Here is a 20,409-nt window from a genome sequence, read left to right as displayed (position 1 = left end):
CTGGGTATGGGGCTGTTCGTGGTTTCAGAACCAACACAGTGGACGCGAGCAACTGAGGACAAGCCCTCGGCCTATTAGTACCGGTCAACTCCACACGTTACCGTGCTTCCATATCCGGCCTATCAACCCAGTCGTCTACTGGGAGCCTTACCCTCTCAAGGAGGTGGGAATACTCATCTCGAAGCAGGCTTCCCGCTTAGATGCTTTCAGCGGTTATCCCTCCCGAACGTAGCCAACCAGCCATGCCCTTGGCAGAACAACTGGCACACCAGAGGTTCGTCCGTCCCGGTCCTCTCGTACTAGGGACAGCCCTTCTCAATATTCCTACGCGCACAGCGGATAGGGACCGAACTGTCTCACGACGTTCTAAACCCAGCTCGCGTACCGCTTTAATGGGCGAACAGCCCAACCCTTGGGACCGACTCCAGCCCCAGGATGCGACGAGCCGACATCGAGGTGCCAAACCATCCCGTCGATATGGACTCTTGGGGAAGATCAGCCTGTTATCCCCGGGGTACCTTTTATCCGTTGAGCGACGGCGCTTCCACAAGCCACCGCCGGATCACTAGTCCCGACTTTCGTCCCTGCTCGACCCGTCGGTCTCACAGTCAAGCTCCCTTGTGCACTTACACTCAACACCTGATTGCCAACCAGGCTGAGGGAACCTTTGGGCGCCTCCGTTACTCTTTAGGAGGCAACCGCCCCAGTTAAACTACCCATCAGACACTGTCCCTGATCCGGATCACGGACCCAGGTTAGACATCCAGCACGACCAGACTGGTATTTCAACGACGACTCCACCCACACTGGCGTGCGAGTTTCAAAGTCTCCCAGCTATCCTACACAAGCCGAACCGAACACCAATATCAAACTGTAGTAAAGGTCCCGGGGTCTTTCCGTCCTGCTGCGCGAAACGAGCATCTTTACTCGTAGTGCAATTTCACCGGGCCTATGGTTGAGACAGTCGAGAAGTCGTTACGCCATTCGTGCAGGTCGGAACTTACCCGACAAGGAATTTCGCTACCTTAGGATGGTTATAGTTACCACCGCCGTTTACTGGCGCTTAAGTTCTCAGCTTCGCCACCCCGAAGAGTGACTAACCGGTCCCCTTAACGTTCCAGCACCGGGCAGGCGTCAGTCCGTATACATCGCCTTACGGCTTCGCACGGACCTGTGTTTTTAGTAAACAGTCGCTTCTCGCTGGTCTCTGCGGCCACCCCCAGCTCAGAGCGCAAAGCTCATCACCGGATGTGGCCCCCCTTCTCCCGAAGTTACGGGGGCATTTTGCCGAGTTCCTTAACCATAGTTCACCCGAACGCCTCGGTATTCTCTACCTGACCACCTGAGTCGGTTTAGGGTACGGGCCGCCATGAAACTCGCTAGAGGCTTTTCTCGACAGCATAGGATCATCCACTTCACCACAATCGGCTCGGCATCAGGTCTCAGCCACGTGTGCGACGGATTTACCTATCGCACGGCCTACACCCTTACCCCGGGACAACCACCGCCCGGGATGGACTACCTTCCTGCGTCACCCCATCACTCACCTACTACCAACTTGGGTCACCGGCTCCACCACTTTCCTTTCCCCGAAGGGTCCGGAACGGCTTCACGGGCTTAGCATCACTGGATTCGATGTTTGACGCTTCACAGCGGGTACCGGAATATCAACCGGTTATCCATCGACTACGCCTGTCGGCCTCGCCTTAGGTCCCGACTTACCCTGGGCAGATCAGCTTGACCCAGGAACCCTTAGTCAATCGGCGCACACGTTTCTCACGTGTGAATCGCTACTCATGCCTGCATTCTCACTCGTCAACCGTCCACAACTCGCTTACGCGGCTGCTTCACCCGGCAGACGACGCTCCCCTACCCATCACAGCGGGCGTTGGCCCTGTTGCTGCAATGACACGACTTCGGCGGTACGCTTGAGCCCCGCTACATTGTCGGCGCGGAATCACTAGACCAGTGAGCTATTACGCACTCTTTCAAGGGTGGCTGCTTCTAAGCCAACCTCCTGGTTGTCTCTGCGACTCCACATCCTTTCCCACTTAGCGTACGCTTAGGGGCCTTAGTCGATGCTCTGGGCTGTTTCCCTCTCGACCATGGAGCTTATCCCCCACAGTCTCACTGCCGCGCTCTCACTTACCGGCATTCGGAGTTTGGCTAAGGTCAGTAACCCGGTAGGGCCCATCGCCTATCCAGTGCTCTACCTCCGGCAAGAAACACACGACGCTGCACCTAAATGCATTTCGGGGAGAACCAGCTATCACGGAGTTTGATTGGCCTTTCACCCCTAACCACAGGTCATCCCCCAGGTTTTCAACCCTGGTGGGTTCGGTCCTCCACGAAGTCTTACCTCCGCTTCAACCTGCCCATGGCTAGATCACTCCGCTTCGGGTCTTGAGCGTGCTACTAAAATCGCCCTGTTCGGACTCGCTTTCGCTACGGCTTCCCCACCCGGGTTAACCTCGCAACACACCGCAAACTCGCAGGCTCATTCTTCAAAAGGCACGCAGTCACGAGGCAAGCACAAGTGCTTGCCCGACGCTCCCACGGCTTGTAGGCACACGGTTTCAGGTACTATTTCACTCCGCTCCCGCGGTACTTTTCACCATTCCCTCACGGTACTATCCGCTATCGGTCACCAGGGAATATTTAGGCTTAGCGGGTGGTCCCGCCAGATTCACACGGGATTTCTCGGGCCCCGTGCTACTTGGGTGTCTCTCAAACGAGCCGCTGACGTTTCGACTACGGGGGTCTTACCCTCTACGCCGGACCTTTCGCATGTCCTTCGCCTACATCAACGGTTTCTGACTCGTCTCACAGCCGGCAGACTGTGAAAGAGAGATCCCACAACCCCGTATACGCAACCCCTGCCGGGTCTCACACGCATACGGTTTGGCCTCATCCGGTTTCGCTCGCCACTACTCCCGGAATCACGGTTGTTTTCTCTTCCTGCGGGTACTGAGATGTTTCACTTCCCCGCGTTCCCTCCACACTGCCTATGTGTTCAGCAGCGGGTGACAGCCCATGACGACTGCCGGGTTTCCCCATTCGGAAACCCCCGGATCAAAGCCTGGTTGACGACTCCCCGGGGACTATCGTGGCCTCCCACGTCCTTCATCGGTTCCTGGTGCCAAGGCATCCACCGTGCGCCCTTAAAAACTTGGCCACAGATGCTCGCGTCCACTGTGCAGTTCTCAAACAACGACCAGCCACCCGTCACACACCACTTACGCGATGCTTCACCGGGGCCGGCGACTGAGGAAGTTCATTCCCTCAGACACCCAACAGCGTGCCCGACACACTCCCCGCTCCCCTCAACGTTCCACGCTCCGAAGAGCAGTACTAGAAGGAGAAGACGATCGAGTGTGCCGAATAGTCAACGTTCCACCCATGAGCAACCAGCATCAGACGTTCGCTGATGTACTGGCCTCTGAACCAGGCAAGCCTGGCTTAGAAGTGCTCCTTAGAAAGGAGGTGATCCAGCCGCACCTTCCGGTACGGCTACCTTGTTACGACTTCGTCCCAATCGCCAGTCCCACCTTCGACAGCTCCCTCCCACAAGGGGTTGGGCCACCGGCTTCGGGTGTTACCGACTTTCGTGACGTGACGGGCGGTGTGTACAAGGCCCGGGAACGTATTCACCGCAGCAATGCTGATCTGCGATTACTAGCGACTCCGACTTCATGGGGTCGAGTTGCAGACCCCAATCCGAACTGAGACCGGCTTTTTGAGATTCGCTCCACCTCGCGGTATCGCAGCTCATTGTACCGGCCATTGTAGCACGTGTGCAGCCCAAGACATAAGGGGCATGATGACTTGACGTCGTCCCCACCTTCCTCCGAGTTGACCCCGGCGGTCTCCCGTGAGTCCCCAGCACCACAAGGGCCTGCTGGCAACACGGGACAAGGGTTGCGCTCGTTGCGGGACTTAACCCAACATCTCACGACACGAGCTGACGACAGCCATGCACCACCTGTACACCGACCACAAGGGGGCGCCTGTCTCCAGACGTTTCCGGTGTATGTCAAGCCTTGGTAAGGTTCTTCGCGTTGCGTCGAATTAAGCCACATGCTCCGCCGCTTGTGCGGGCCCCCGTCAATTCCTTTGAGTTTTAGCCTTGCGGCCGTACTCCCCAGGCGGGGCACTTAATGCGTTAGCTGCGGCACGGACAACGTGGAATGTTGCCCACACCTAGTGCCCACCGTTTACGGCGTGGACTACCAGGGTATCTAATCCTGTTCGCTCCCCACGCTTTCGCTCCTCAGCGTCAGTATCGGCCCAGAGATCCGCCTTCGCCACCGGTGTTCCTCCTGATATCTGCGCATTTCACCGCTACACCAGGAATTCCGATCTCCCCTACCGAACTCTAGCCTGCCCGTATCGACTGCAGACCCGGGGTTAAGCCCCGGGCTTTCACAACCGACGTGACAAGCCGCCTACGAGCTCTTTACGCCCAATAATTCCGGACAACGCTCGCGCCCTACGTATTACCGCGGCTGCTGGCACGTAGTTAGCCGGCGCTTCTTCTGCAGGTACCGTCACTTTCGCTTCTTCCCTGCTGAAAGAGGTTTACAACCCGAAGGCCGTCATCCCTCACGCGGCGTCGCTGCATCAGGCTTTCGCCCATTGTGCAATATTCCCCACTGCTGCCTCCCGTAGGAGTCTGGGCCGTGTCTCAGTCCCAGTGTGGCCGGTCGCCCTCTCAGGCCGGCTACCCGTCGTCGCCTTGGTGAGCCATTACCTCACCAACAAGCTGATAGGCCGCGGGCTCATCCTTCACCGCCGGAGCTTTTAACCTCCACTCAGGAGAGTGGAGGTGTTATCCGGTATTAGACCCCGTTTCCAGGGCTTGTCCCAGAGTGAAGGGCAGATTGCCCACGTGTTACTCACCCGTTCGCCACTAATCCACCCCGAAGAGCTTCATCGTTCGACTTGCATGTGTTAAGCACGCCGCCAGCGTTCGTCCTGAGCCAGGATCAAACTCTCCGTGAATGTGTACCGGTAATCCGGTGCTACACCACGAGAGCGGAACAGTCAGGCGGAATAGGCCCGACCGTTCACAGCGTCCTCGCTGTGTTTTTTCAAAGGAACCTCGTCCCAGCGAATGCTGGAGACGGGGTATCAACATATCTGGCGTTGACTTTTGGCACGCTGTTGAGTTCTCAAGGAACGGTCGCTTCCTTTGTACTCACCCTCTCGGGCTTTCCTCCGGGCGCTTCCCTTCGGTCTTGCGTTTCCGACTCTATCAGATCTTTCCGATCCGATTTCCTCGGTGCTTTCCAGGTTCCCGCTTCCGCGTTTCCCTTTCCGGCGGTTCCGACTCTATCAGATCCTTTCGGGCCTGACTCCCAGTCAGAGGGGGTTGTCTTTGCGGCTGTTGGGCCGTTCCGACGTGTCCAACCTTAGCGCGGTCTCTCGCCGTTTCCCAAATCGAGCCGGTGTCGAGTCGATCAGGCCGTCGAGTCCCAATTCGAATTGAATTCGGGCACGCCGAAAACAACTCCGCTGGGAGCGATCTTGCTAGTGGTTGGGTGCCGCTTGAGCGGCGAAAGTGCTGTCGCAGAACCGTTACGGCTCCGCGGCAACCCGAAGAACTTTACGGATCGGGCAGGGGGGTGTCAAGCGGCCCTTGTCAAGATCTTTTATCGGGCCGTCAGTCCAGGTCTGAGAGGCGGCCGCCGGCGTCCGGCTGGGCGTCCTCCACCCTGCGCAGCAGGCGGGTGAGGGCACCGCCGAGCGCGGTGCGCTCCACGGGGGTCAGGTCCTGGAGCAGGTCCTCCTCGAAGACCGTCGCCAGGCGCATTGCCTCCAGCCACTTCTCACGCCCCTCGGATGTCAGCTCCACGATGACTCGTACGCGGTTGCTCTCGTCTCGCTCCCGGGTAACCAGCCCTTCGCCGACCATGCGGTCGATGCGGTGGGTCATGGCGGCCGGGGTGAGGCCGAGGCGCTTGGCGAGGTCGCTGGGGCCCAGACGGTAGGGAGCGCCGGAGAGCACGAGGGCCTTGAGGACCTCCCACTCCGCGTTGCTGATGCCGAGGGCCGAGGTCTGACGGCCGTAGGCGACGTTCATGCGGCGGTTGAGACGGGAGAGGGCCGAGACGATCTGCTCCACCTGGGGGTCGAGGTCCTGGAACTCGCGCTGGTACGCGGCGATCTGTTCTTCGAGGGTCGGCTCGCTGGGGCCGGGGGTGTCGCCCATGGCGGCAGTATGGCACGGACGTTCTTTGCCTTGAAGTCCTTGGGTATGTACTCTTTAGCTTCGAACTTTAGTTTCGAAGTCTTCACTCCTAACTTGTGGAAGAGGTGAACGTGACCAGGGCGATGGGCGCAGCGATGCGCCGGATTCACGTGGGTAACGCACTCAGCGCGTTCGGGCTGGGCTTCACGGTCCCGTACCTGTACGTCTACGTGGCGCAGGTGCGAGGTCTTGGGGCCATGACGGCGGGGCTCGTGCTCGCCGTCTTCGCTGTGGCCGCGCTGGTCGTGCTGCCGTTCGCCGGTCGGGCCATCGTCCGGCGTGGCCCGCTGCCGGTGCTGCTCGCCGCCCTGATCACCGCCGCCATAGGTGCCCTGAGTCTGGGGATCGCGAGCAGCGCGGCGGCCGTGCTGGTGTCGGCTGCCCTGCTGGGGGCCGGGCAGGCCGTGATGCAGCCGGCGCTGGCCACGATGATCGTGGACTGCTCGTCGGCGGAGACGCGGTCGCGGGCGTTCGCCATGCAGTTCTTCCTGCAGAACCTCGGGCTCGGTGTCGGTGGCCTCATCGGTGGTCATCTGGTCGACACGACCAGTGCCGCCTCCTTCACCCTTCTCTTCGCGATCGAGGCGGCGATGTTCCTGCTGCTGGTCGTGGTGATGGCGACCGTGCGGATGCCGCACGCTCCGAAGATCGAGGACGCGCCCGTGGCATCGGGGCGGGGCAGCTGGAAGCAGCTGCTGGGCAATCGGGCCATGGTGCAGCTGTGTGTGCTGGGCTTCGTGCTGTTCTTCGCCTGCTACGGGCAGTTCGAGTCGGGGCTGAGCGCGTACGGGGTGGAGGCCGCCGGGATATCGACGTCGGCGCTGGGGACGGCGCTGGCGGCGAACACGCTGGTGATCGTCATCGCGCAGTTCGCGGTGCTGCGGTTCGTGGAGCGGCGTCGGCGGTCGCGGGTGATCGCGGCCGTGGGGCTGATCTGGGCCGTGGCGTGGGCCGTCGCGGGGTACGCGGGGCTCGGGCACGGGAGCCAGGAGATGGCGACGGCCGCGTTCGTCTCGACGTACGCGCTGTTCGGGCTGGGCGAGGCGATGCTGTCGCCGACCGTGGCCCCGCTGGTCGCGGATCTCGCGCCGGAGGGCATGGCCGGGCAGTACAACTCGGCGTTCGCCCTGGTCAAGCAGCTCGCGCTGGCCGTCGGGCCGGCGGTGGGCGGGCCGCTGGGGGCCTCGCTGCACGCGCCGTACATCGTGGCGTTCCTGGTGTTCTCCCTCGGGATCACCGTCCTGGCCATGCGGCTGGGGCGGCAGCTGACCGAGGCGCAGGATCAGCCGTGGCTCGCGAAGAGCAGGGTCGTGGCGCGGGGTGGGGCGCCCGTTTCCGCTGACGTCTGATCCCGCCCGGTCATGACGGGCCGGTGCGCGGCAGGGCGAATTCGCACCACACCGCCTTGCCGCCGCCCGGGGTGCGTCTGCTACCCCAGTTAGAGGCGATCGTGGCGACGATGGCGATGCCTCGGCCCGACTCGTCGCCCGCTTCGGCGCGGCGGCGCCGGGGGAGGTGGTCGTCGCCGTCGGTGACCTCGATGATCAGGCGGCGGTCGGTGCGGCGCAGGCGCAGGCGCATCGGCGGGGTGCCGTGCTGGAGGGAGTTGGCGACCAGTTCGCTGGTGGCCAGGACGCCCAGGTCGTGCAGGTCGGCGGGGAAGCGCCAGCTGGTCAGGACGCCGGAGGCGAAGGCACGCGCGCGGGGGGCCGCTTCCACTCCGCCGAGGAGTTCCAGGGCGGCGTTGCGGAAGAGCTCGCCCTCCGCGCCTGTGCGGGCGGGGTGCTGGAGGACCAGGACGGCCACGTCGTCGTCGTGGTCGGGTGTGACGCCGGCCGAGCGGACCAGGCGGTCGCAGACGACCTGGGGTGTGCCGGTGGCGCCGGCCAGGGCGCGTTCCAGGGCGGCGATGCCTTCGTCGAGGTCTGCGTCCCGGCGCTCGACCAGGCCGTCCGTGTAGAGGACGGCCGTGGAGCCGGGGCTGAGGGGGATCGAGCCGGAGGAGTGCATCCAGCCGCCGGTGCCGAGCGGGGGGCCGGTGGGTTCCTCGGCGCGCAGGACCGTGCCGGTCTCGTCGCGGACCAGGATGGGGAGGTGGCCGGCCGAGGCGTAGACCAGCTTGCCCTCGTTCGGGTCGTGGACCGCGTACGCGCAGGTGGCGATCTGGTTGGCGTCGATCTCGGCCGCCAGGCCGTCGAGGAGTTGAAGGACCTCGTGCGGGGGCAGGTCGAGGCGGGCGTAGGCGCGGACCGCGGTGCGGAGCTGGCCCATGACCGCGGCCGCGCGGACGCCGCGGCCCATGACGTCGCCGATGACGAGGGCCGTGCGGCCGCCGCCCAGGGTGATGACGTCGTACCAGTCGCCGCCAACCGCGGCCTCGGTGCCGCCGGGGTGGTAGGTGGCGGCGATGCGCAGGTCGTCGGGTTCTTCTAGTTCCTGGGGGAGCAGGGATCTCTGGAGGGTCACCGCTGTTTCGCGCTGGCGACGTTCGCTGGCGCGCAGGCGTTCGGCGGCTTCGGCGTGGTCGGTGACGTCGGTGGCGAAGACCAGGACGCCGCGGCCTTCGCTGCCGCCGTCGCCCTGGGCGACCGGGGTGCAGGTGAAGGTGTAGGAGCGGCCGTCGGGGGCCTTGCGGGACTTCACCGTGCGGGGCTTGCCGCTGCGCTGCACCTGGTCCAGGAGGGGGAACAGGCCGAGGGCGTCCAGCTCCGGGAGGACCTCGCGGGCGCGTTCGCCCAGGGGACGTACGCCGAACGCCGTCGTGTAGGCGTCGTTGACGTAGGCGATGCGGTGGTCGGGGCCGTGGACGAGGGCGACGAGGGACGGGACGCGGTCGAGGACCTCGCGCACCCGCAGTTCGTCGACGGCGGGGACGGACGGGGTCTCGTCGGTCAGGTGTTCGGCGCGGGCGGCGGGTACGGAGCCGTCCCCCCGCCGGTCCGGGGAGGCCGTCTGCTCGGTCCGCGCTGCGGCGCGGCGCTGCGTTCCGGGGAGCCGGGCGCTCCAGCGCGTGAAGTTCACGAATCCTTGCCTCGTGTAGTCGTCGGCGGCCGGCACCGGAACCGGCCGGGGCCCCGGGGGCCCGCACCGGGGCGAGCGGTGGCGCGCCCGCGGTGGTGGACCAGTCTGGCAGTGTGCGGACCGGACCGGCATCCGTCAGACGCCGGGCCGGCCGGAGGAGTTCCTGAGTCCGGTCAGGACGACCCCTTCGGGTTGTGCGGGGGGTCTTGAGAAGGCTTTCCACCGGCCGCGAGTTCGAACTCCGCCCGGGGGTGTTCGAGTGAACCCAGCGAGACGATCTCCCGTTTGAACAGGCCGGACAGCATCCACTCGGCCAGCACGCGCGCCTTGCGGTTGAAGGTGGGGACGCGGCTGAGGTGGTAGGCGCGGTGCATGAACCAGGCGGGGTAGCCCTTGAGCTTGCGTCCGTAGACGTGGGCGACGCCCTGGTGCAGGCCCAGGGAGGCGACCGAGCCGACGTACTTGTGGGTGTAGGTGGTGAGGGGTTCGCCGCGCAGGGAGCGCACGATGTTGTCGCCGAGGACCCGGGCCTGGCGGACGGCGTGCTGGGCGTTGGGGGCGCAGGTGATGCCGGGTGCGCCGGCTGTGACGTCGGGGACGGCCGCGGCGTCTCCGGCCGCCCACGCGTGCGTGGTGCCCTCGATCGTCAGCTCAGGGGTGCAGATGAGCCGTCCGCGGTCGTTGCGGGGCAGGTCGGTGGCGGCGAGGACCGGGTGGGGTTTCACGCCGGCCGTCCAGACGACCGTGCGGGTGGGGAAGCGGGCGCCGTCGCTGAGGGCCGCCACCCGGTCCGCGCAGGAGTCCAGGCGGGTCCGCAGGCGTACGTCGATGTTGCGGCGGCGCAGCTCGGTGACGGTGTAGCGGCCCATCTCCTCGCCGACCTCGGGCAGGATGCGGTCCGAGGCCTCGACGAGGATCCACTTCATGTCCTCGGGCCGGATGTTGTGGTAGTAACGCGCGGCGTAGCGGGCCATGTCCTGCAGTTCGCCGAGTGCCTCCACACCGGCGAAGCCGCCGCCGACGAAGACGAAGGTGAGGGCCGCGTCGCGGATCGCGGGGTCGCGGGTGGAGGAGGCGATGTCCATCTGTTCGATGACGTGGTTGCGCAGGCCGATGGCCTCCTCGACGGTCTTGAAGCCGATGCCGTGGTCGGCGAGGCCGGGGACCGGCAGGGTGCGCGAGACGGAGCCGGGGGCGAGGACGAGTTCGTCGTAGGCCAGCCGCTGTCCGCCCGTGCCCTCCTCCTCGGTGGCGAGGGTGCTGATGGTGGCGGTGCGTTTCGCGTGATCGACGGCGGTCGCCTCGCCGATGACGACGCGGCACCGGTCGAGGACGCGGCGCAGCGGTACGACGACGTGGCGGGGCGAGATGGCGCCGGCTGCGGCCTCGGGGAGGAAGGGCTGGTACGTCATGTACGGGTCGGGGGTGACGACCGTGATCTCGACCTCGCCCCGGTCCAGTTCCCGTTTCAGTCTGCGCTGCAGGCGCAGGGCCGTGTACATCCCGACGTAGCCACCACCGACAACGAGAATGCGCGCACGTTCCTTCACCATCCCATGACGCACCCGCCGCTTGCGTTTGTCCACAGCCTCGACCAATTGTGTGACCGGAGCGGGAGAGCGCGCGGAGTTGGCCGGATTATCGGGCTGTACTGGATACGTGCAGGTCAGTGGGGGTGGCACGGGGGGCGCGCGGGGGCACATTCAGGACGTATACGACCCGTACTCCGATCGGTGGGCGCTCCGTGCGGAACCTGCCCCTTCTGAATTGACTCCCTCTCAACTATGTTCGTGTGTCGACGGGGTGTAGGGGGATGTGCTCACCGGGTCCGCGACGGGCGGGTCCGCGGACCAGGGCCTGTTCCCTCGCCCCGGCATCGAATGGCGGGGAGTGTCTCCGGGGGGAGACGTCATTACCGGGGGAATGCGTATGCATGTTCAGGATTCTCATTGGTCGTCCGCATCCGCACTGGCGGGTGGCGCGACGTTGAGCGCGGCGGTGGGCGGCGGACGCGGTGACGGTCCGCGCACGACACCGCTGCGCGTGGACGCACAGCGCAATCTGGAGCACGTGCTGCGTGCCGCGCGCGAGGTCTTCGGCGAGCTGGGGTACGGCGCGCCGATGGAGGACGTGGCGCGGCGCGCGCGCGTCGGTGTGGGCACGGTGTACCGGCGGTTCCCGAGCAAGGACGTCCTGGTGCGGCGGATAGCCGAGGAGGAGACCTCCCGGCTGACCGACCAGGCGCGTGCGGCGCTCGGGCAGGAGGACGAGCCGTGGTCGGCTCTGTCGCGCTTCCTGCGGACGTCGGTGGCCTCCGGTGCCGGGCGGCTGCTGCCGCCGCAGGTGCTGCGGGTCTCGGTCGAGGAGGACCGTGCCGGTCAGGCGCGGGTGCCGCAGCAGCGGACGCAGCCGGGCACGACGGAGCTGAGGCTGGTTCCGGAGGAGCCGGTGGCGGTCGCCGCGGTACCGGCGGTCGCCGCGGAGGACGACGCCGGGGCGGCGGCGCTGCTCGAGGTCGTGGGCCAGCTCGTGGAGCGGGCGCGTGCGGCGGGTGAGCTGCGGCCGGATGTGTCGGTGTCGGACGTGCTGCTGGTGATCGCTACGGCCGCGCCCTCGCTGCCGGACGCGGCACAGCAGGCGGCCGCCTCGGCCCGGCTGCTGGACATCCTGCTGGAGGGGCTGCGCTCGCGGCCGTGAGTGACCATGCGCGGCCGCGAGGAACCGTGCGCGGCCGTGCGTGGAGGGGCCTGAGGGACCCGGAGTAAAAGGGGAGCCTTCCCCGAATGGGTGATGGCTAGTACCGACGTGCGATAAATCCCCACGGATGAGTGATGGTCCGAACTCCGGGGTCCAGGCCTGGAGCCCCTGTGGCACTCTGACCCGGTGGTCTGGACGGGTTGGGCGGCTGGCGGGGGCTTTCCGCGATGAACGTTGACGGGCGGGACGAGCAGGTACCGAGCCAGGGCGGACGCGCGAGCGTCCCGCCGGGCGGGCACCCCGCCGACGGCACGGTCCCGGCACAGCGCGACCGGCACGAGGACAGCGTCCTGCCACCGCCCCGCGAGGTCCCGCCGGCCGACGCCGAGCTCATCGACCGGATGCGTGCGGGCGACGACACGGCGTACGAGGAGCTGTACCGGCGCCATGCGCAGGCCGTGCGCCGGTACGCGCTGACCTGCTGCCGCGACGCGCACACGGCGGACGACCTGACCGCCGAGGTCTTCGCCCGCATGCTCCAGGCGGTGCGCGGCGGCTCCGGCCCCCAGCACGCCGTGCGCGCGTATCTGCTCACCTCCATCCGGCGCGTGGCCGCCTCCTGGACGAGGTCGGCGCGGCGGGAACAGCTCGTCGACGACTTCGCGGTCTTCGCCGCCCAGTCCGCGCACAAGCCCGACGTGTCCGACGGCGACACGACCGAACTGGGCGCGGACGTCCGGGCAATGCACCAGGCCGAGCGGTCCATGGCCATGCAGGCCTTCCGGTCGCTGCCCGAGCGGTGGCAGGCCGTGCTGTGGCACACCGAGGTCGAGGACGAGTCGCCCAGCGAGGTCGCCACGCTCTTCGGCCTGGACGCCAACGGCACCCGGGTACTCGCCAGCCGGGCCCGTGAGGGCCTCAAGCAGGCCTACCTCCAGGCCCACGTCAGCGCCACGCTCACCGGTGACGAGGAGTGCGCGCGCTACGCCGACCAGCTCGGCACCTACGCCCGCGGCCGGCTGCGCACCCGTGCCGAGCGAGGGCTGCGCAAGCACCTGGACGAGTGCGCGAAGTGCCGGCTGGCCGCGAGCCAGATCGCGGAAGTGGCCGGTGGCATCCCCGCGGTCGTCCCGGTCGCCGTCCTCGGCTGGTTCGGTGCCGCCGGGTACGCCAAGGTGGCCGGGCTCCTCGCCGGAGGCGCGGGGGCGGCCGGTGCCGCGGGTGCGGCCGCGACGGCGGGCGGGGGCTCGTCCGGCGCGGCGGCGGGTGCGGGAGCGGGAACAGAAGCCGGTGCTAGTGCCGGTGCCGGTGCCGGTGCTGGTGCCGGTTCGTCCGGTGGGGCGGGAAGCGGCGGAGGTGCGGCGGCTTCCGAAGGGATCGGCGCGCCGGTGAAGGCCGGTATCGCGGCCGGTGTGGTCGCCGTGGGCGTGGTGGCCGCCGTGGTGATGGCCCTGGCCGGCAACGAGAAGCCGAAGGACGAGGCGAAGACGTCTCCCCCTGCCCCGGCTTCCCCGACGTCACCGGTGGTGCGGCCCGGCGATCCCACGCCCACGCCCTCTCCCCCGGACCGGGAGCCCGGGCCGCGGCCCCCGGGGATCGTGCCCGCGCGCGCCGAGACGCCCGCGCCGACGCCGACCACCCCGGGGACCGGCCCGCGTCCCACCCGGTCCTCGGCCACCACACCGGCACCGGCGCCCGAGCCCACCCCGCCGCCCGCGTCCCCGAGGCCGACCCCGCCCCCGGCACCCACGCCCACACCGCCCCCGACCGAGGCGCCGCCCGCCCCGGTCGTCTACCCGTGGAACGAACTGTCGTACGACATCAGCGGTGACGGCACCGAGCCCGAGATGCGGATCGGGTCGAGCAGCTGGGTCTGGAAGCGGTACGGCATGTCGGTCGGGGACCAGCGGTACGCGCACGGCGTCACCGTGCACGGCCGCTCCTCCGTCACCGTCGACCTCAACCGCTCCTGCTCCTCGTACGACGCGCTCGTCGGGGTGGACGACCTGACGCTGAGGCTCGGCAAGGTGCGCTTCTCCGTCTACGCCGACGGGGTCCGGCTGTGGCGGTCCGGACTGGTCCAGGGCGGGGACCCGGCCGTCCCCGTCCATGTGAATCTCGCCGGCCGCAGCACCGTACGGCTGGTCGTGGAACCGCGCGGCGCCCTCGACAACGTGGCGCTGGCGGACTGGGCGGAGTCGAAGTTCACCTGCGCCTAGCGTGGCTCGACGGCTGCGAACCGCTCGCCTCGGCCAGCTCGCGCAGGACGTCGTCAGCGGTGAGGCCCGCGCCCAGGGCGCGCTCCGCGTCCCACCGGGCCTTGCCCAGGGCGGCGCGGGCGGCGGACGCGGTCCGTTCCACGTGGGCGTGTTCCGGCATGGGGCGGGGGCGGCCGGCCCGCCAGTGGTCACCGGCGCCGAGCAGCCGTGCCGCCCGCGGGAAGTCGCCGAGGTCGGCCAGCAGTCCTGCCGCGCTGTCCACGACCGTCGCCCGGATCACATCGGAGCACCGCCGGTCCACGGCATCGCGCAGGGCTCCGGCCAGTTTGGCCAGGGCGGGCTCCGGAGCGGTCTCGCTCGCCGTGATCACGGCGTCGATCAGATCCAGCATCACCATGAACTGGGGCGGCGGTGTGCCCCGCGCGGCCTCCGCGCGCGCCGACTCGCACAGCTCGCGCGCCCCTGCGATGTGCCCGTCCTCGTACGCGAGCTGGGCCCGCAGCAGCAGCACGAACGCCTTGGAGTCGGACACGACGTACCGGTCGGCGGCGGCGCTCGCCTCGTCCAGTGCCGCCAGCGCGGCCGGGCGGTCTCCCACGCGGTAGGAGATCTCGGCGAGCCGGGCGATGAGGAACGGCGACTCGGCGTACGCGCCCACCTCGTAGGCGAGCCGCAGAGCCTCCTCGTACTCCCCCTTGGCCTCCGCGAAACGGCCGCGCGCCATGGCGGCCTCGCCGGCCGCGCTGCAGACCTGGGCCCGCAGCCAACGGTCTCCGGCGCGGCGACTGAGGGTGCGCAGTTCCGCGAGGTCGTCGTCGACGCCCTCCAGGTCGCCGGGGGCGTCGACCACCATGTGCGTACGGAACATCAGGGCGACGGCGGTCTCCCAGTCGCCGCCGTGGGCACGGCAGTTGGCGACGGCGGAGTCCATGGCGGTCCGGACGTCGCTCAGCTCGCCGACGAAGGAGGCGATCATCGGCCAGACGAGCCCCGGGACCCGGGCCGCCTGCGGTCCGCCGCACTCGAAGTAGGACCACACGCGCGTCACATACGGGCGCCGCCCGCCCGCGAACGCGTCGATGGGCGTGTCCTCGGCCATGAAGAACAGATGCAGCATGCGCAGTTGCATCCGCAGGGCGTGCAGCGGATGCGCCGCCTCCCCGTCCGGCAGGGCGAGGAAGTGGTCGACGGGGTCGGGCGCCACGCCCGGCTCGCCACCGGAGGAGGGCCCACGGCCCGCGGCATCCCTCGCCGCTCCCAGGCACAGGGTCCGGTCGAGCCACTGCATGCCCTCGTGCCGGTAGGTGCGCAGCCACCAGAACCAGCCCATGGCCAGGGCGAGGGCACCGGCCTCCGCCTCCTCCCCGGCCTTGAGGGACCGGTCGAGGGCCGCGCGGATGTTGTCCAGCTCGGTCTCCAGGCGGGAGATCCACGGCAGTTGCCCGGCGGAGCGCAGCAGCGGGTCGGCCCGCTCGACGAGGGCGCGCACCCACGCCTGGTGCCCGCGCTCGGCCGCGACGCGCAGCGGCGGCACCTCGGCGGTCCGCTCCACCGCGTACTCGTGGATGGTCTCCAGCAGGCGGTACCGCATCCCGGCCGAGCCTTCGCCCTCGCCGGGCGCGGCCACGACGAGGGACTTGTCGACGAGCGCCCCGAGCAGCTCGGCGGCGGGCCCGGTGCACACCGCCTCGGCCGCCGCGAGGTCCCAGCCGCCCGCGAACACGGACACCTCGCACAGCATCGTCCGCTCGGCCTCGTCGAGCAGGTCCCACGACCAGTCGACGACGGCACGCAGGGTCTGCTGGCGGGGCAGGACCGTACGACTCCCGGAGGTGAGGAGGCGGAAGCGGTCGTCGAGCCGGTCGGCGATCTGCCGGGGGGTGAGCAGCCGGAGCCGGGCCGCCGCCAGTTCGATGGCGAGCGGCAGGCCGTCCAGCCGTCGGCAGATCTCCGCCACCGCCCGCTCGTCGCTGAGCACGGCGTCCGAGTCGGGACGGACGGCGGCGGCGCGCTCCGCGAACAGCCGGCGGGCCTGGTCCGGGCGCAGCGGCTCGACCGGACGCACCAACTCGCCCGGCACACCCAGGGGTTCCCGGCTGGTGGCGAGGATCGTGAGTCCGGGGCAGCGGGTCAGCAGGGTTTCGGCGAGGTGGGCGGCGGCGCCGATGACATGCTCGCAGTTGTCAAGGATCAGAATCGGGCTGCGCGGGGCGCAGTACTCCACGAGCAGGGCGACCGGGTCGTCCGGCACGGCCGTCAGCTCGCTGGTCAGCAGCACGGTCTCGCGCAGACCGAGCGCGCTGACCACCGCTCCGGGCACCGCCTCCGGCCGGTCGAGCGGGGCGAGCTCGGCCAGCCAGGCCTGCGGAAGCCCGGCGGCGGCCTCCTCGGCGAGCCGGGTCTTGCCGGAGCCGCCCGGTCCGGTGAGGGTGACGAGGCGGGCCCTGTGCACATCCGAACGGATGGCGCTGATCTCGGGTTCCCGGCCCACGAAAGAGGTCAGACGGGGACGGATGTTGCCGGTGCGCTCGGGCCGAGCGGGGGGCGTTGACGAGGGCTTGCCGTCCGGCGCGGGCCGTATGCCCAGCAGTTCGGCGTGCAGGGCGCGCAACTGCGGGCCCGGGTCGGTGCCGAGTCCCTCGGCGAGGGCTTGGCGGGCCGACTCGTAGGCGGCGAGGGCGTCGGCTTGCCGGCCGGTGTCGCGCAGGGCGCAGATGAGGAGCGCGTGCAGGGGCTCGTCGTACGGGTGTACGGCGGTCAGTTCCCGCAGTTCCGGTACGACGTCCAGGGCGCGGCCGAGCCGTAGGCGGGCCTCGGCCCGGGCCCGGGTCGCCTCCAGGCGTGTGGCCTCCGGGCGGGTGACGGCGGAGCGGTCGGGCAGGTCGGCGAGGGCGGGGCCCTGCCAGAGGGCCAGGGCGGCGTCGAGGTGTTGTTCCGCGCGGGCGGGGGCGTCGGCGGCGAGGGCGTCGGTGCCCTGCTGGACCAGCCGTTCGAAGACGAAGAGGTCGATGTCCTCACGCGTGGCCGTGAGTTGGTAGCCGCCGGACGGGGAGGTCGTGACGGCGTCCTTGCCGAGGGCGCGGCGGAGGCGGGCGATGAGGGCCTGGAGGGCGGCGGGGGCGTCCTGGGGTGGGGCGTCCGGCCACACCTCGTCGATCAGGGTGTGGGGAGGGGTGGGGTGGGAGGGGCGTAGGGCCAGGGCGGTGAGCAGGGCGCGGACGCGGGGGCCGCCGAGGGGGATGGCTGTGCCGTGGGGGTCCTCTGCCGTGGTGGTGCCCAGGATTCTGTACCGCACGGGGGTCATTGTCGCTGGGGTGGGGGTGAGGGCTGCGGGGTTCTTGAACGCGGGGTGTTGGTGCTGCTGTGCGTTTGAGGTGCTCGGCGTTGCTGCTGAAGCCGGGGCGTTGCGCAGCTCGGCGCGGCGAGGTGCCGCTGCGCCCACCCGTGCCGCCCCTAGCGGCACGCATGCCCGCAGCTAGAGCGGGACCAGCCGCCCGCAGCTCAGGCGGGGGAGGCTACGTCCGCCCTCCTCCCGCCCCCGCCCCCAACGCCCCCCGCTGCGGCGCGATCCCCGCCGGTACTGCCCGCTGCCGCGCAGGCGTGCCCGTCCAGCATGTGCCTCGGCGGGCCAGGAGGCGGCGGAGCCAGAGTTCCAGGGAGACCAGGTCGGCGAGGCCGTCCAGGGGGAGGGGGTCGCCCGCTGCCGCCGAGCGGAGGGCCTTGCGGACGACTCGGGCCTCGACCAGGCCCGCTTCTGCCAAGAGGGGGGTGTCGAACAGTGTGATCAAGGTGTCCGCCGCCACTCTCAGGCCCGTTCGGGCCGCGGTCGCCTCGGTGGCCTGGGTCGGGACGCCCCAGCCGGGCGGCAGTTCCCGTACGCCGGCGCCCTCCAGCACCGTACGGAGGATCGCCGCACGCGCCCCGGGCCGTACCCGCAGCGCCTCGGGCAGCGCGCGGGCCGCGCGCACGACCTGGTTGTCGAGGAAGGGCGCGTGCAGCCGCTGGAAGCGGATCTCGGCGGCCTGCTCCAATACCCGCAGGTCCGCCGCGTGCCGTGCCAGCGCCGCACGCGCGCGGAAGTCGCCCGGCCGCTGTCCCGGTCCCACCAGCTCCGACCGGTGTGTGGACGCCTGAAGGCGAACCGATACTTCAGCGAGTGCCTCACCGGTCAGCCAGCGCGCGGCCGGCCCGGGTCTGCCCCAGGTCAGCGCGGCGAGCGAGGCCTCCACCGCCCCACCGGGCGCGTCCAGGCCGTCGTCCGACCGGTGGTCGAGCAGCCGCTCGGCGAGGGATTCGAGGCCCGAGCGGTACGGCGTACGGGACAGCCGTCGCGCCGCCGCGTACACGCGCGCGGGGACCAGCACCGAACCGTCCGCCTTGGCCAGCGCGGCGACCGGCCGCACGAGATGACGTCGCCTGCGGTCCATCAGCAGGTCGGCCAGCCGGGCCGGGTGGGCGTCGAGGACCTGACGGGCGCCGTAGCCGGTGAAGTGGTCCGCGCTGCCGGACGCCAGCCGGGCCCGGTGCCGGGCCGCCGACACCAGGCACGGCCCGGGTTCGTCGGTCAGCGGGCCGTCCAGGTCGGCGTAGGGAAGGGTCTCCTCGCCGCCCGCCACGACCACGTGGTGCAGCCGGGGGTTCGCCGCCAGGGCGCCCGCCCGCTCCAGTTCGGCCTCCTGCCCCGCGACGGTGAGGTCGTTGAACGTGACCGCCAGCAGCCGCTCCCCCGCGCCCGTGCCGTGGCCCAGCACCGTGCCCGGCATGCCGGGAAGGCCCGAGGCCAGCAGCGCCAGCGTCCCCGAGGCCGGTCCGCCGGACAGGTCCGCCCCGATGCCCGGGACGGGCATTCCGCGCGCGGCACGCCGCTCGGCGGGTCCCATGCCGGGGACGGGTCCGGGGTCTATGTCCGCCCCGGGGACGTGGCGCGGCGCGGACAGCCGGGTCCGTACGGCCTCCACGAGCGCGTCGCGCACGGCGTCGACCGCGCTGTCGGGGTCGGCGGGAGGCGCCGCCACCGCCAGCGAGGCGACGGGCTCGTATCCGGCGATCTCCCGCGCACCGGCGCGCAGGATCAGCGCATGCCCCGGTGGAATGCGCTTCACGCCGTCGTACGGCGTGGAGTCGTGCAGCGCGGCGGGTACGTCGGGAGCGGCCAGCAGCGCGGCGAGGTGCCCGAAGTCGAGGTTGGCCTCGATGAGGTCGGCCAGCGGCAGCGCGGCCGTCGCGTATGCCGTGCCGCCGGCCCAGGGCGTGTGGAACACCGGCCGCGCGCCCGCGAGATCGCCGCAGACGGTGAGCCTCCTGCCGACCTGCACGATCGCGGTGTAGCTGCCCGGCCAGGCGGTCAGATGCCGAAGTGCCCCGCCGCGCGCGGCGAACAGCGCGACGCGCAACTGCTCGTCGGTGGCACCGCAGATGCCGAGGACGGCGATACGGGTCCGGTCGTCGGCCTTCACCACCCGCACCTCGTCGGGGCGCCAGTCGCCGACCGCCCAGAGCGGATCGGGGTCGCCCCACAGGAGTTGGGAGCCCACCGGGTGCACGGTCTCGCCGTCCGACCCCGTGGCCCCCGCCGAACCGGCAGCGAGTGCTCCCGCGGCGGTGCTGCTCCATCCCACCAACCACCGCATCGCCGCCTCCACAGGCTGTGGACAACCAGTGCACCGTACGAACCGGTTCACCATGCTGCCATGAAGGAAGCACTCCAGAGGGCCCCGACGCCGCTTGCGCTCCGTCGAATGCGCCCCGGCGGCTACGCCCGCACCGCCCCGGGCGGCCCGAACGCAGAAAAGACGCGCCGGACGCAAGGCACGTCAGCGACACGTCTTCTCCACGATTGCGGCGCGAATGCGCCCCCGATACGCGCCCCGACTACGCCCGATGCGCCCTCAACTGCCATGGTCGGAGCCCTGATACCCCATGACCGGCGGGGTCGATTTTCGGCCAAATCACTGTGCCACGGACAGCGTCGAACACGCTCCGTACAGGATCGGCGTACCACCGCCCGATCGCGCAGTCCGGGAGACGGAGCACGCCTCCCGGACCCTTCCGCCGCCCGCGGGGATGGAGGCGGCGGTGTCCCCCAGCCCACTGGATCCAGTACAGCGGGCCGACCCACGCAATGACCATGGAACCGCTCCCGCGATGGCTGGAGAAGAGCGCACGGGCGGGCGCACGGCCACACAGTGGGAGCACGCCGCAACAGCCCGTATCTGAACCGCA

8 protein-coding genes and 2 rRNA genes are annotated in these 20,409 nt (G+C 69.2%); 3 read left to right on the top strand and 7 right to left on the bottom strand.

Annotated elements, in window-relative coordinates; translation table 11 throughout:
- Window positions 1-54 precede the first annotated feature (54 nt).
- The 3 genes from NNW99_RS20075 to NNW99_RS20065 form a co-directional block, all read right to left on the bottom strand.
- A 23S ribosomal RNA gene (locus NNW99_RS20075) occupies window positions 55-3,175 on the bottom strand.
- Window positions 3,176-3,476: 301 nt separating this feature from the next.
- Window positions 3,477-5,001 (bottom strand): 16S ribosomal RNA (locus tag NNW99_RS20070).
- Together the 16S and 23S rRNA genes form the textbook arrangement of a ribosomal RNA operon.
- A 661-nt stretch (window positions 5,002-5,662) precedes the next feature.
- Window positions 5,663-6,211 carry a MarR family winged helix-turn-helix transcriptional regulator gene (locus NNW99_RS20065; protein ID WP_215120511.1) on the bottom strand — a complete coding sequence of 183 codons (549 nt, stop codon included), beginning with the start codon at window positions 6,209-6,211 and terminating at the stop codon, window positions 5,663-5,665.
- Between the two features lie 122 nt (window positions 6,212-6,333).
- Here NNW99_RS20065 and NNW99_RS20060 point away from each other — a divergent pair, with 122 nt between their 5' ends.
- Complete coding sequence (locus tag NNW99_RS20060; RefSeq protein ID WP_215124367.1) at window positions 6,334-7,599, top strand: MFS transporter; 1,266 nt, start codon at window positions 6,334-6,336, stop codon at window positions 7,597-7,599.
- Window positions 7,600-7,609: 10 nt separating this feature from the next.
- On the opposite strand, the gene NNW99_RS20055 is transcribed toward NNW99_RS20060, so the two are convergent.
- Both NNW99_RS20055 and NNW99_RS20050 read right to left on the bottom strand, forming a co-directional pair.
- The gene (locus NNW99_RS20055) at window positions 7,610-9,271 is read right to left on the bottom strand and encodes a SpoIIE family protein phosphatase (RefSeq protein WP_215120510.1); all 1,662 of its coding nucleotides are present in this window, start codon (window positions 9,269-9,271) and stop codon (window positions 7,610-7,612) included.
- A gap of 173 nt (window positions 9,272-9,444) precedes the next feature.
- The gene (locus NNW99_RS20050) at window positions 9,445-10,824 is read right to left on the bottom strand and encodes an NAD(P)/FAD-dependent oxidoreductase (RefSeq protein WP_215120509.1); all 1,380 of its coding nucleotides are present in this window, start codon (window positions 10,822-10,824) and stop codon (window positions 9,445-9,447) included.
- Between the two features lie 376 nt (window positions 10,825-11,200).
- On the opposite strand from NNW99_RS20050, the gene NNW99_RS20045 reads away from it, so the two are divergent.
- Together NNW99_RS20045 and NNW99_RS20040 are read left to right on the top strand one after the other, a co-directional pair.
- Window positions 11,201-11,968, top strand: coding sequence for a TetR/AcrR family transcriptional regulator (locus NNW99_RS20045; protein WP_215120508.1), 768 nt, complete (start codon window positions 11,201-11,203; stop codon window positions 11,966-11,968).
- Between the two features lie 227 nt (window positions 11,969-12,195).
- Window positions 12,196-14,187, top strand: coding sequence for a sigma-70 family RNA polymerase sigma factor (locus NNW99_RS20040; RefSeq protein ID WP_215120507.1), 1,992 nt, complete (start codon window positions 12,196-12,198; stop codon window positions 14,185-14,187).
- Here NNW99_RS20040 and NNW99_RS20035 read toward each other — a convergent pair.
- A complete protein-coding gene (locus tag NNW99_RS20035) occupies window positions 14,174-17,482 on the bottom strand; it encodes a BTAD domain-containing putative transcriptional regulator (protein WP_215120506.1) in 3,309 nt (1,102 codons plus the stop codon). The two genes, NNW99_RS20040 and NNW99_RS20035, sit on opposite strands and share 14 nt — an antisense overlap.
- Before the next feature lie 220 nt (window positions 17,483-17,702).
- Window positions 17,703-19,817, bottom strand: coding sequence for an asparagine synthase-related protein (locus NNW99_RS20030; protein WP_215120505.1), 2,115 nt, complete (start codon window positions 19,815-19,817; stop codon window positions 17,703-17,705).
- Window positions 19,818-20,409: the final 592 nt, after the last annotated feature.

This window comes from Streptomyces sp. CRCS-T-1, from assembly GCF_024442335.1.
Classification (GTDB): domain Bacteria; phylum Actinomycetota; class Actinomycetes; order Streptomycetales; family Streptomycetaceae; genus Streptomyces; species Streptomyces koelreuteriae.
Note: the sequence above shows the minus strand (reverse complement) of the source record. Positions and strands in the feature narration are given on the sequence as shown.

Excerpts from the sequence above, each read along its gene's own strand:
- NNW99_RS20065 (WP_215120511.1), bottom strand. The coding sequence starts at position 6,211 with ATGGGCGACACCCCCGGCCCCAGCGAGCCGACCCTCGAAGAACAGATC.
- NNW99_RS20060 (WP_215124367.1), top strand. The coding sequence starts at position 6,334 with ATGGGCGCAGCGATGCGCCGGATTCACGTGGGTAACGCACTCAGCGCG.
- NNW99_RS20050 (WP_215120509.1), bottom strand. The coding sequence starts at position 10,824 with ATGGTGAAGGAACGTGCGCGCATTCTCGTTGTCGGTGGTGGCTACGTC.
- NNW99_RS20045 (WP_215120508.1), top strand. The coding sequence starts at position 11,201 with ATGCATGTTCAGGATTCTCATTGGTCGTCCGCATCCGCACTGGCGGGT.
- NNW99_RS20040 (WP_215120507.1), top strand. The coding sequence starts at position 12,196 with ATGAACGTTGACGGGCGGGACGAGCAGGTACCGAGCCAGGGCGGACGC.
- NNW99_RS20030 (WP_215120505.1), bottom strand. The coding sequence starts at position 19,817 with ATGCGGTGGTTGGTGGGATGGAGCAGCACCGCCGCGGGAGCACTCGCT.